Source organism: Aeromonas allosaccharophila, from assembly GCF_000819685.1.
Taxonomy (GTDB): domain Bacteria; phylum Pseudomonadota; class Gammaproteobacteria; order Enterobacterales; family Aeromonadaceae; genus Aeromonas; species Aeromonas allosaccharophila.
In genome coordinates this window covers 90,725-102,134 of sequence record NZ_CDBR01000113.1, presented here as the reverse complement: position 1 = coordinate 102,134, position 11,410 = coordinate 90,725, and the positions used below count along the sequence as shown (strand labels likewise).

The following is an 11,410-nucleotide window of genomic DNA, read 5'->3' as shown; positions in this document are numbered from 1 at the left end:
AACCGGGGCGACCATCTATGCGTCATCTACCAGATCTACCCCATGAGTTTTCAGGACAGCGATGGCGACGGCATGGGGGATATCAACGGCATCCGTCAGCGCCTCGACTATCTGGCACAGCTTGGTGTCGATATGCTGTGGCTCACCCCCATCTATCGCTCCCCCAAGCGGGACAACGGCTACGACGTGGCGGACTACCGCGCCATCGACCCCGCCTTCGGCACCCTGACCGAGATGGAGCAGCTGATAGCCGACGCGGCCGCTCACGGCATCGGCCTTATGATGGATATCGTCGCCAACCACACCTCCACCGAGCATGAGTGGTTTGTGCAGGCGCTGGCCGGCGATCCCCGCTATCAGGGCTACTACGTGTTTCGCGACCAGGCCTTTGTAGATGCCCACCCGGTCACCTCCATCTTCGGTGGCAGCGGCTGGCAGTATGTGCCGGCGCTTGATCGTTACTACCTGCACAACTTCGATGTGAGTCAGGCCGATCTGGACTGGGACAACCCGGCGGTGCGCGCCGAAATGGCACAGGTGATCAACTTCTGGCTGGGCAAAGGGATCAAGGGATTTCGCTTCGATGTGATAGACATGGTGAGCAAGGATTGGGACCGGCTTGCCATGAGCAACGGCCCGCACCTGCACGACTATATCCGCGAGCTCAATGCTGCCAGCTTCGGCGGCAAGGGGATCATCACGGTGGGGGAGACCTGGGGGGCCGATCTCGCCCATATGCAGTGCTACTCCAGCACAGATGGCAGCGAGTTCAGTATGGTGTTCAACTTCGAGCATCTGGGGCTGGGCAGTGACAAGTGGACCTCCCGCTTCGATCCTCTCGCCTTCAAACGGGCCATGGCCCGCCACCAGCAGGGCTGCACGGGCGGGGTTGGAACAGCCTGTTTCTGAATAACCACGACCTGCCCCGCGCCGTCTCCCGCTTTGGCGATGACAGACCCGAGTGGCGTGAAACCAGCGCCAAGCTGTGGGCCACGGTGCTGCACATGATGCAGGGCACCCCTTTTATCTATCAGGGGGAGGAGCTGGCCATGACCAATCGCCACTGGCAGGCCGACGAGCTGCGCGATGTGGAGGCAATCAACTACCGCGCCAGCCAATCGGGGCTGGCTCCTGCCGAGCTGAACCGGCGACTCGATGCCATCGGCCGCGACAACGCTCGCACCCCGATGCAGTGGGACGCAGGCCCCCACGCCGGATTCAGCACGGCCGCGCCCTGGATTGCTCTCAACGCCAACCACCTCGAGATAAATGCCGCCGAGCAGCTGGCCCGCCCCGACTCGCCGTTTCACTGCTATCGCCAACTCATCGCCCTGCGCAAGGCTCACCCGGTCATTCGCCACGGCGAGTTCGAGCTGCTGGATGGGGATGACCCCGAGCGCATTGGCTATCGCCGCCACTGGCAGGATCCGGCCAGCGGAGCGAGGCACACCCTGCTGCTACTCGCCAATCTCACCGCGAATCCCTTGCCGATGCCGCACGTTGAACAGGTGGAACAAGGCGCCACCCTGCTGATCAGTAACTACCCCACTCAGCCTGAACCGCTGTTTGCTCCTTACCAATGCGCGGTATGGCTACACGGCTGATCAGGCGCTGATAGTAGCCAGCTCGTGGCGCTTCAACGCCAGCAGGGTCAGCAGCAGCGCAAACGTAGCGATGATCGCCATTCCGATATAGGTGGCACTGAAGCCGGGGGCCAGCAGCTGCGGGCTCAAGGCGCTGAGCTGACTGGCACTGCCAGCAGGCAGCTGGGCATTGAACAGCATGGAGCAGATGGCCACGCCGACGGCTCCGCCGAGCTCACGGCCGAAGTTGAACAGCGACATGCCGATACCGCGATCTTCCCGTGGCAGGGCATTCTGTACCACCACCGAGAGGGCGGGCAGCACCAGACCCAAACCCAGACCGGCAAACCCGAGGGCCAGCTTGACCCAGGCATCGAAGTGGATCTGCCAGAGCGCCACCGCGGCCAGCGCAAACCCCACCGCAACAAAGCTCTTGTAGTGACCGGTACGGCCAATCAGCTTGCCGCCGACAAAAGCTCCAGCGGTGATGCAGATCATGAAGATCACCATGCTCACCCCGCTCTCGCTCGCGCTCAGCCCCTTCTGCCACTGCATCTGCAGCGGCAGATAGACCAGCACGGCAAACATCAGCAACTGGGAGAGCATCACCAGCAGCACGCTCACCAGATAGCCGGGCAGCCGCGCCAGATGGGCGGGCAGGATGGGATCGTGAGCCCGTCGCTCAATCAGGATCAACAGCAGCAGCGAGACCGCCAGCGCACTCGCCAGCAAGACGGCGGGCAGGGCGGTCTCCGGCGAGAGCAACAACAGGGTCAGGGTGGTGACGATAATCAGCAGCGCCGCCCCCTTCCAGTCGAAGCGGCTGTGACGACGAACGTTGAGCTGCTTGAGGTTGCGGTTGATGAGGAAGACAGCCAGCGCCCCGAGCGGCAGGTTGATCCAGAAGATCCAGCGCCAGCTGAGCTGCTCGGTAAAGTAGCCGCCAAGCAAGGGGCCCGCGATGCTGGAGACCGCATAGACCGCCGAAATGTAGCCCTGATACTTGCCCACCTCCCGTGGCGGTATGGTGTCGGCAATCACGGTAAACGCGAGGGCAATCAGGCCGCCGCCGCCCAGTCCTTGCAGCACCCTGGCCGCCAGCAGGGTCGGCAGATCCTGGGAGAGCGCGCAGGCCACCGAGCCCGCCAGAAACAGGCCGATGCCGATATTGAGCATCCGCACCCGGCCAAACAGATCGCTCAGTTTGCCATAGAGGGGCAGCACGGCGGTGGCCGCCAGCAGGTAGGCGGTCACCACCCAGGTGAGGGCAGCACCGGCGTGCAGCTCGGCGCCAATCATGGGCAGCGGGGTGGTGACGATGCTCTTTTCCAGTGAACCGAGCGCGATCACCAGCGCCACACTGGAGAAAATGGTTTTGGGGGATATTTTCGAGGTCATAAGCGGACTCGCTGATCTGATATGCCAAAGTATCCGGCAATGAACGGATTATTGTCTCACAAATCAGCAAGAGATAGAAAAAACGGCGGCCACAATCTGCCCAACCATGAAGCAGATCCCACAAACTGCCGACCGGTTCTGTTAGCCTGCGCTATTTAGTCCGAATTCAGTCCGAGGAGTCCCCATGAACGAGCAGTACCGGTTTGATCACTACGATGCCCTGATTTTCGATATGGATGGCACTCTGGTGGATTCCATGCCCCTTCATCTGGATGCCTGGGAACTCACCTGTGCCGAGTTCGGCATCCCCTTCGAGCGGGAGCAGCTCTATCAGTACGGCGGTATTCCCACCCGCAAGATCATCGCCATGTTGGCCGAGCAGCAGGGGTTGACGGTGGATGTCGAGGCCTTTACCCACCGCAAGATTGCCCTCTATATGGCACATATCGACAAGGTTTGCGTCTTTCCCAAGATGTGGGAGCTGGTCAGGCACTATCACGGCAAGGTGAAGATGGGAATTGGCACCGGCTCACCGCGCAGTCAGGCGGACTCCATCCTGAAAAGTACCGGGCTCGATGCCTATATCTCGGTGGTGGTCAGTGCCGATGATGTCACCAATCACAAGCCTCACCCGGATACATTTCTGAAAGTGGCCGAACAGCTGGGGGCCAATCCAGCTAACTGTCTAGTCTTTGAAGATACCCGTATCGGCCTTGAAGCAGGCAAGGCGGCAGGGATGGATACAGTGCTGGTTATCGAAGGTGATCTGCACCAGCGGTAAACGGCTCAGGGCAAGCAGGCAAACCGATAAGAGGGTGCCATGACCATGGCACCCTCTTTTTACCTACGCGGGCATGGCGCTGGCGAGGTTCAGTGCCCGGTCAGCGCGGCGATCGCCGCCGGAATAGCGGCCACCGTCAGGCAAAGGGCGTTGGCCTGCGCCTCATCTTGCAGCGCCTGATGAGTGCGCAGCAGCTCAAGGGCTTGGGCCGGGGTATCTGCAAAGGTGGGGGCGGCGATGGCGGCAAATCCCTGTTCAACCAGTTGACGACGCTCATCGCTATAGCTGGGCGCATTGGCATCTAGATAGGTAAGCGCCTGACCCTGCTTGAAAAAGTGATAGTTAGGCATCGATTGGCCCCGCAAAAATAAAGCGTCATTCTACTCCTTTTTGCTCCACCGCCTGCGTCAATCTGTGGCGCGTCAGGTGATCTCGTTCACATTTTTATCAACAAATCTTTATCAGTTGGGCGCCGTACAAATCCCTTTCACTGAGGTGTCAGGCAACACCCGCCACCCTCACTCGGCGCCAAACAAAACGCCTCCGGCGAGGAGGCGTTGCGACTGAAACAGGGTGGTTCCCGTTACATGGCATTCGTCGACTCGAAGATCTTGTCGGCCGACGCCTCGACAAAGCCCGGATAGAGCACGCCATCCGCCTGCGGGTAGCGCAGGGCAAACTCGTAGAAGCAGCTCGGGATGGTACGCACCCCATCACTGAACGGCACCTCGGCTTTGTCGGCCATGGTGGAGGATTGCTCCAGCATCACCTGCGGGTCTCCCTTCACCTCGCCACCCACGCTGTTGAGGACAAAACCCGCAGCCTTCAGTGCCGCATTGACCTGATGGATGGTGTCGAAATCCTTCAACTTGTTGATATTGACCGTGAAGTGGTTGGCACGATAGCCCCATGCCGCCATCCAGGCCGCATACTCGCTCTCCGCCAGCAGGGTCTGGTAATCGGCATAGGAGACCTGCCAGGGGGCACCGGTGTAGAGAAATGCCGGGGTATCGGTCAGATGATCGGGCACCTGATCCGCCAGCTGGTGGATGATGGCCTGCGCAGCCGGGGAGAGCTCTTCCACCTTCAGCTCGCTGATAAATACCTTGGGTGCGTCCGGATCCTGATGCTCGAAGTGCTTGGCGTAGAGCTTCTTGGCCTTGAACACATACTCGCCCTTCTGCTCGTAACCGAGCGCCAGGAAGTGGGCGGCCAGCTTCGCCAGCCCCAGCTTGGGCAGGTTGTAGGTACGAAACGCCACGTGATCGTTGACGATGGGCTCGCCGCCACCCAGCAGGGTGTGCACCTTGAGGGCGCTCGGGGTCACCTTGATGTAGTTGTCCCACAGATGGCTGAACAGGGTGTCGATATCCTTTTGCATCTCTCTTTCCTTTGATTGCGGGTACAGATCGGGGCACCGCTGGATGCCCCGTGTCGTTATTAGAAGCGCAGGCCGGGCGACAGCTGATCCGGCATGGCGGCCTTGCTGTCTTCGACGGAGGCAACCGGGGATATGACACAGTTGTCGGCGGCGTTGAGCCATCTCTGCTGCATTGGCATCCCCATTTGCTCTTAAAACGTCAAGCCAGGCGACAGCTGCTCCGGCATAGCGGCTTTGCTGTCTTCGACAGAGGCAACCGGATACGCACAGTAATCAGCGGCGTAGTAGGCGCTCGCTCTGTGGTTGCCGGAGGCACCCACGCCACCAAACGGCGCGGCACTGGAGGCTCCGGTGATGGGCTTGTTCCAGTTGACGATGCCGGCGCGGATCCGCTTGAAGAAGTGCTGCCAGTCCGCCTCGTTATCACCCAGCAGACCGGCCGAGAGACCATAACGGGTGGCGTTACCCTGATCGATGGCGGCATCAAAATCGTCGTAACGAATGAGCTGCAGCAGCGGGCCGAAGTACTCTTCATCAGGCAGCGCGCTGACTGCCGTCACGTCGATAATACCCGGGGAGACAAAGCCGGTACCCGCTTCCAGGTGCTTGAGGGTAAGCAGGTTCTCACCACCGAGGCGCTGCAGGTTGGCTTGCGCCTCGACCATGCCGAGCGCAGCTCGCTCGCTGATCATGGCGCCCATGAACGGCTGCTCGGTGGCGTCATAGAGGCCGACCTTGATCTGGCCGACCACCTCCACCAGACGCTTGACCAGCGCATCGCCCCGGGTGCCGCGCTCGACAAACAGACGGCGCGAGCAGGTGCAGCGCTGACCGGAGGTGATGAAGGCGGACTGGACGATGGCATGGACGGCGCCGTCGATGTCGCTCACGTCTTTCACGATCAGCGGGTTGTTGCCGCCCATCTCGAGAGCCAGAATTTTGCCCGGCTGACCGGCAAACTGCTGATGGAGGAAGTGACCGGTGCGGGACGAACCGGTGAAGAAGAGGCCGTCTATATCGGGATTGCCAGCCAGCGCCTTGCCGGTCTCGACCTCCCCTTGCACCAGATTGAGCACGCCCTTGGGCAGCCCAGCCTCCTGCCACACCTTGACCATGGCTTCGGCCACCATGGGGGTCAGCTCGGAGGGTTTGAACACCACGGCGTTACCCGCAATCAGCGCCGGCACGATATGGCCGTTGGGCAGATGGCCCGGGAAGTTGTAGGGGCCGAACACCGCCACCACACCGTGGGGCTTGTGACGGACAAACGCCTTGGCGCCCGGCATGGCATTTTCAACGGTGCCGGTGCGCTCGTCGTGGGCACGGATGGAGATGGCAATCTTGCCCTGCATGGCCGCTACTTCGGTACGGGTCTCCCACAGCGGTTTGCCGGTTTCGCGGGCGATGGTCAGTGCCAGCGCCTCTTTCTGCTCGCCGAGCAGGTCGGCATAACGACGCACTATGGCCAGGCGATCCTCAAGGCTCATGTCCGCCCAGTGGTAGAAGGCGGCGCGGGCGGCCTTGACGGCAGCATCCACTTGCGCCGCGCTGGCGGCAGCCCCCTGCCAGATCACCTCGTTCTTGGCCGGGTCCTTTGACTCGAACGGCTTGCCTTCACCGGCAAGCCACTGACCGTCGATAAATTGCACTGACTGGCTCATCCATTCACTCCCTGTCGCTGGCAGGCAGCCTCGGCTGCCTGTCTGATAATCGGTTTGCTTGTCCTGTTTGCCTCAGTCGAGGTCAACCACCCGCACCATGTCGCCATCCTGCACCTTGAGTGCCGCCGCCATCTTGGGCGGGATGATGGCTTCGTGCTTGTCGAGATCGACCCGGATATTGCCGTAGCAGGCGCGGTAATGTTCGAAACGGCTGTTGCAGAGCAGGTGGGTCTTGCCACCGATGGGCTCGCCCACCAGCACCCGCAGCTTCTTGCTGCGGCGCACGCTGCGGATATTCTTCACGTCACACTCGACGGTGGGGCCCGCATCGAAGATATCGACGTAGCCACGGTTCACGAAGCCCTCGTCCTGCAGCATCTTGATGGCGGGACGGGTCTTCTCGTGGGTCTGGCCGATAACGGCCCGCGCCTCTTTGCTCAGCAAATTGACGTAGATGGGGTACTTGGGCATCAGCTCGGCGATAAAGCGCTTCTTGCCGATGCCGGTCAGATAGTCGACGGTGGGAAAATCCATCGAGAAGAAGTGGGTTTGCAGCCACTCGTAGAAGGGGCTGTGACCGTCGGCATCGGAGACGCCACGCATCTCGGCGAAGACGGTCTCGTCAAACAGCTCGGGGTGCTCGGCCATAAACAGAAAGCGGTGCTTGGAGAGCAGGCGGCCGTTGAGCCCCTCGCGGGCACATTCGCGCAAGAACAGGGTGCAGAGCTCGGAGTTGCCGGTGTAGTCGTTGGAGAGGGTCAGGGTTTCAACGACGTTGTAGATGCCGAGCTTGGGTGAAGAGTGCACCACCTTGCCGATGTGGTAGTTGTAAAACGGCTGGGAGAGACCCACCGCGGCATCGATGGCGCAGGTGCCCACCATCTCGCCGGTCTCCAGATCCTCGGCCACGAAGAAGTAGAGGCAGTCCCCTTTGCCAGCAGGCTTGTCGGAAAAAGTCTGGGTAGAGGCGTCAATCTTGCGCTGCAGCAGCTCATCGTTGACGGGCAACGAGGTCATGCCGGTGCCGGACTCGATGGCGCAGGTCTTGAGCCCGGCAAAATCTTTTTGCTCGATGGGACGGATAACCAACATAAATGACAACTCCCTTTCATTGACGACAGGTGGGGTCCCGGCTCCTGCCGGGAGAGCTCCCCACCTCAATTTGAAATCAGGCGTTAACCACCTGGGCAACCGCCTTCTCGAAACGGGCCAACCCTTCCTTGATGTCCGCTTCCGGGATCACCAGTGAAGGAGCAAAACGGACCACGTTGGTACCGGCCACCAAAGCCATCAACCCCTTATCGATAGAGGCCAGCAGGAAGTCGCGCGAGCGCCCCTTGTAGTCGTCGTTCAGCACGGCGCCCAGCAGCAACCCCTTGCCACGCACTTCGCTGAAGCAGTGGTATTTGGCGTTGATCGCCTCGAGCCCGTCGCGGAACAGCTGTTCGCGCTGCTTGATGCCGCTCAGCACTTCGGGGGTATTGATCACGTCGATCACCGCTTCGGCGACCGCACAGGCCAGCGGGTTGCCGCCGTAGGTAGAGCCGTGAGTGCCCACTTTCAGGTAAGCCGCGATCTCATCGGTGGTCAGCATGGCGCCGATGGGGAAACCGCCCCCCAGTGCCTTGGCGCTGGTGAGGATGTCCGGCGTGACGCCGAGCCCCATATAGGCGTAGAGATCACCGGTACGGCCGACCCCTGACTGCACTTCGTCATACACCAGCAGGGCATTGTGTTTGTCGCACAGCTCGCGCACCCCTTTGGCAAACTCGTCGGTAGGACGAATGATGCCGCCCTCGCCCTGCAGCGGCTCCATCACCACGGCGCAAGTGTTGTCGGAGATCACCGCAGCCAGTGCCGCCAGATCGTTGTAGGGAACATGGGTGATATCACCGGGCTTGGGGCCGAAGCCATCGGAATAGGCAGCCTGGCCACCGACGCTAACGGTAAAGAAGGTACGACCGTGGAAACCCTGATTGAAGGCGATGATCTGGGTCTTCTGCTCGCCAAACTTCTCGATGGCGTAGCGGCGGGCCAGTTTGAGAGCGGCTTCGTTCGCTTCGGCACCGGAGTTGCAAAAGTAGACCTTGTCGGCAAAGGTGGCGGCGACCAGTTTCCTGGCCAGACGCAGGGCCGGCTCGTTGGTCATCACGTTGGAGAGGTGCCACAGCTTTTCGCCCTGGGTTTTCAGCGCCTCGACCAGCTTGGGATGACAGTGACCCAGGCCGTTAACGGCGATGCCACCGGCGAAGTCGATGTACTCGCGCCCTTCCTGATCCCAGACACGTGACCCTTCACCACGCACCGGGATGATCTTGGCGGGCGCATAGTTGGGAACCATCACTTCATCAAACACTTCACGTGTCACTGCCAACAACTCTGACATATAGCTCTCCTTCGATTCGGCGACAGAATAATCCACCGCCCAAAAGTTAAATCCGTGTAAACGTGACGGGATTATCACAGAAATAAAGTAAAAAGTCTGTAACAAGACGGCCTATGAGGAACAATGTTCGATTGACCTTGAGATTTTAGGCAACCGCATTGCATAACGACTCAGGGGGGCTTGGCAAGAGATAATTTGGGCAGGAGAGGGGGTGAATAAAGTGTCAGGGAAATTTTTTTTGCCTTCTCTCGAACTTGAGAAGGCGATCACAACTTTTTATGTATGCGCCAGAAAATTGGCCAGCAACTGATGGCCCTGCTCGCTCAAAATACTCTCCGGATGGAACTGAACCCCTTCGACAGGAAGTGTCTTGTGGCGCAGCCCCATGATCTCGTCAAACGCGCCATCGGCATGCTCGCTCCAGGCGGTGATCTCGAAGCAATCGGGTAGCGTGTCGCGCTCCACCACCAGCGAGTGGTAACGGGTCACCCGCAGCGGGTTGTTGAGCCCCTTGAACACTCCCTCATCCCGATGGCGGATGAGCGAGGTTTTGCCGTGCATCACCTGACGGGCACGCACCACCCTGGCACCGAAGGCTTGCGCCAGCGACTGATGACCGAGACAGACACCGAGAATGGGCAACTTGCCAGCGAAGTGGCGAATGGCGTCGAGGGAGATCCCCGCCTCATTGGGCGTGCAAGGTCCAGGGGATATAACCAAATAACGAGGAGATAGCTGCGCTATGGTATCCAGCGTCAGTTCATCATTACGCCTGACCACAACTTCTTGTCCCAGGGCGCCGAAATATTGCACCAGGTTCCAGGTAAAAGAGTCGTAGTTATCGATCAACAACAGCATGAGATAACCAACAGCGGAGAATTAACGATCGAGATAACGACCCTGTTCCATTTCCCGTTCACGCTGACACTCGGCCAGATAGATGGCAGCAGCAACGGCAGGGGTTTTATGGTGCTTGTCGATGGCATTGGAGACCATCAACTGCAGGGTATTGAGGTTTTTCGCCTTGCGAAATTTACGTAGCCAGTGACCTTTGTCACTCAGCTCTTCAGCAGAAATAGTTGGTTGAACAGACATGCTTTCTCTTGGGGATATTACCCACGGTGAAATAAATAAATTAAACAAATAGCCGGTCAGAAAATAAAGAAAGCCAGGCAAATACCCAGCTCTCTTCTACTACACCTTCCCAGTATGTCAGGCTCGAGGAACGAAGCCGACTACATCATATACGCTGGTCAGGGTTTTTTCAGCTCTTTCACGCGCCTTTTGTGCCCCTTCGGCCAGAATCGCGATCAGATGGGCCTCATCCTGACGCAACTCGTGGAAACGCGCCTGGATCGGTTCCAGCAGCGCAACCACGGCTTCGGCGGTCTCGGTCTTGAGGTGCCCGTACATCTTGCCTTCGAAGTGCAGCTCCAGCTCGGGGATGGAGCGGCCGGTGACGCCGGACATCAGGGTCAGCAGGTTGGAAACACCCGGTTTGTTCTCCGGATCGAACCGTACCACTGCCGGCTCGTCGGAGTCGGTCACTGCACGCTTGATCTTCTTGACGATCTGCTTGGGATCTTCCAGCAGACCGATGAAGTTGGCCTCGTTGTCATCCGACTTGGACATCTTCTTGGTCGGATCCTGCAGGCTCATCACCCGCGCCCCTTCGGTCGGAATGAAGGGCTCCGGCAGGGTGAACACCTCACCATAGAGGTTGTTGAAACGGGTGCAGATGTCGCGGGTCAGCTCCAGATGCTGCTTCTGGTCGTTGCCGACCGGCACCTGATTGGCCTGATAGAGCAGGATGTCAGCGGCCATCAGCACCGGATAACCGAACAGGCCGACGTTGACGTTGTTCTCGAAACGGGCGGACTTGTCCTTGAACTGGGTCATGCGCGACAGCTCACCCATCTGGGTGTAGCAGTTGAGGATCCAGCCCAGCTCGGCGTGCTGCGGCACGTGCGACTGGATGAAGACGGTGCTCTTCTTGGGATCGATACCGACCGCCAGATAAAGGGCGGCCGCATCCAGGCAGGCCTTGCGCAGGGCAACCGGATCCTGACGGGTGGTGATGGCGTGCAAGTCGACGATGCAGTAGAGGCAGTCGAACTCATCCTGCATGTTGACCCACTGACGCAGGGCCCCCATGTAGTTGCCGATGGTCAGTTGGCCGGAGGGTTGCGCCCCGCTCAATACGATTGGTTTGGTCATGAG

The 11,410-nt window shown here is 59.7% G+C and carries 10 protein-coding genes and 1 pseudogene; 2 read left to right on the top strand and 9 right to left on the bottom strand.

The annotated features are described in order from the left end of the window. Positions 1 to 24: 24 nt before the first annotated feature. Positions 25 to 1,604 (top strand): annotated as a pseudogene (locus BN1115_RS20510) (alpha-glucosidase). On the opposite strand, the gene BN1115_RS20505 reads toward BN1115_RS20510, so the two are convergent. Next, complete coding sequence (locus tag BN1115_RS20505) at positions 1,605 to 2,981, bottom strand: MDR family MFS transporter (RefSeq protein WP_175566100.1); 1,377 nt, start codon at positions 2,979 to 2,981, stop codon at positions 1,605 to 1,607. Positions 2,982 to 3,165: 184 nt separating this feature from the next. On the opposite strand from BN1115_RS20505, the gene BN1115_RS20500 reads away from it, so the two are divergent. Beyond that, positions 3,166 to 3,762: an HAD family hydrolase gene (locus BN1115_RS20500; RefSeq protein ID WP_042658629.1), complete on the top strand. Its 597-nt coding sequence runs from the start codon at positions 3,166 to 3,168 to the stop codon at positions 3,760 to 3,762. A gap of 89 nt (positions 3,763 to 3,851) precedes the next feature. Here the strand turns inward: BN1115_RS20500 and BN1115_RS20495 are convergent, their stop codons facing one another. From BN1115_RS20495 to trpS, 8 genes are all read right to left on the bottom strand, one after another. Next, positions 3,852 to 4,112, bottom strand: a complete 261-nt coding sequence (locus BN1115_RS20495) for a hypothetical protein (RefSeq protein ID WP_042063871.1) — start codon at positions 4,110 to 4,112, stop codon at positions 3,852 to 3,854. A 233-nt stretch (positions 4,113 to 4,345) separates the two neighbouring features. Then, the gene (locus BN1115_RS20490; RefSeq protein WP_042658628.1) at positions 4,346 to 5,143 is read right to left on the bottom strand and encodes a DUF1338 domain-containing protein; all 798 of its coding nucleotides are present in this window, start codon (positions 5,141 to 5,143) and stop codon (positions 4,346 to 4,348) included. Positions 5,144 to 5,334: 191 nt separating this feature from the next. After that, on the bottom strand, positions 5,335 to 6,804 hold the full coding sequence (astD, locus tag BN1115_RS20485) for a succinylglutamate-semialdehyde dehydrogenase (protein ID WP_042658627.1): 1,470 nt from the start codon (positions 6,802 to 6,804) through the stop codon (positions 5,335 to 5,337). 72 nt (positions 6,805 to 6,876) lie between these two features. After that, entirely contained in the window at positions 6,877 to 7,896 is a 1,020-nt protein-coding gene (gene astA / locus BN1115_RS20480) for an arginine N-succinyltransferase (RefSeq protein ID WP_042658626.1), read from the bottom strand. Positions 7,897 to 7,972: 76 nt separating this feature from the next. After that, positions 7,973 to 9,190: an aspartate aminotransferase family protein gene (locus BN1115_RS20475; RefSeq protein WP_042658625.1), complete on the bottom strand. Its 1,218-nt coding sequence runs from the start codon at positions 9,188 to 9,190 to the stop codon at positions 7,973 to 7,975. Positions 9,191 to 9,466: 276 nt separating this feature from the next. Continuing rightward, positions 9,467 to 10,048 carry an aminodeoxychorismate synthase component II gene (locus tag BN1115_RS20470; protein ID WP_042658624.1) on the bottom strand — a complete coding sequence of 194 codons (582 nt, stop codon included), beginning with the start codon at positions 10,046 to 10,048 and terminating at the stop codon, positions 9,467 to 9,469. A 21-nt stretch (positions 10,049 to 10,069) separates the two neighbouring features. Next, on the bottom strand, positions 10,070 to 10,285 hold the full coding sequence (locus BN1115_RS20465; RefSeq protein ID WP_033137571.1) for a hypothetical protein: 216 nt from the start codon (positions 10,283 to 10,285) through the stop codon (positions 10,070 to 10,072). A gap of 117 nt (positions 10,286 to 10,402) precedes the next feature. Next, the gene (gene trpS, locus BN1115_RS20460) at positions 10,403 to 11,407 is read right to left on the bottom strand and encodes a tryptophan--tRNA ligase (RefSeq protein ID WP_042658623.1); all 1,005 of its coding nucleotides are present in this window, start codon (positions 11,405 to 11,407) and stop codon (positions 10,403 to 10,405) included. Between the last annotated feature and the right edge of the window lie 3 nt (positions 11,408 to 11,410).